Source organism: Citrobacter sp. S55_ASV_140 (genome assembly GCF_018919505.1).
GTDB classification, from domain to species: domain Bacteria; phylum Pseudomonadota; class Gammaproteobacteria; order Enterobacterales; family Enterobacteriaceae; genus Citrobacter; species Citrobacter werkmanii.
On sequence record NZ_JAHLQZ010000441.1, the window covers coordinates 1 to 460 of the forward strand.

The window sequence follows — 460 nt, forward strand, 5'->3', positions numbered from 1 at the left end:
GTCTTTATCTCCCCATTAAAATTTATGATGTAACTCTCTGGCTCAATCCCTCCTATCCAAATATTGTCGTCCTCATTATTAGATTTGGGGTTAATCAAAGCGGGTTTACCAAATCTTACAGTCACTCCAGAATAAGTTCCCTTCAATGTTTGCAATACATTCTGTTTCATATCAGCAATAGCACTAGGTAGTTCTGTCAGGGATAGTCTACGCTCTCCGCTAATCGAATTAGCCGACAAATCACCAATGCCTCCAGACTTAATTGATGCTCGGAATGGTTCAAATAATTCACGTGGTCCCCAATAGCTAGAAATATCTTTATATTGATTTGCATTTAATTTTACAGTGCTATCGTCACTTACATTCCTAATGATGAAGGGGATAAGCAAGCGATGGGTGATCATTCCCAAGGTAGAATCATGGAGCCACATTCGCGATAGTAACGGGCTTTCTTCAACAT

Annotated in this window: 1 protein-coding gene; it reads right to left on the reverse strand. The window is 39.6% G+C overall.

Translation table 11 applies throughout. From position 1 onward, the window contains the following. A partial coding sequence (locus tag KQJ18_RS24420; RefSeq protein ID WP_216423008.1) for a hypothetical protein occupies positions 1-410 on the reverse strand: 410 nt, incomplete at its 3' end. Positions 411-460 lie beyond the last annotated feature (50 nt).